At 69.2% G+C, this 201-nt stretch carries 1 protein-coding gene; it reads right to left on the minus strand.

Going from position 1 to position 201, the window contains the following annotated elements; all coding sequences use genetic code 11:
* A partial coding sequence (locus AC5Y7E_RS24430; protein ID WP_499950990.1) for a hypothetical protein occupies positions 1 to 201 on the minus strand: 201 nt, incomplete at both ends.

Raw genomic sequence — 201 nt, forward strand, 5'->3', positions numbered from 1 at the left:
AAAGATGATGTCGTGTTGGCCGGTGAGCAGGGCCAAAAGTTGGGCGTAGCCGGCTTGCAGGACGGCGTTGAGGGTGCTGTGGTGGGTGCGGGCCAGTTCGTGCAGGGCGGTGGTGGTGTGTTCGGGCAGCCGGTAGGTGGTGGTGTGGCGTGGGCCGGGCTGGAGCCGGCCGGGTGGGCCGAGCAGGGTGGGGGTGTCCAC

Source organism: Mycobacterium sp. NGS17, assembly GCF_059813205.1.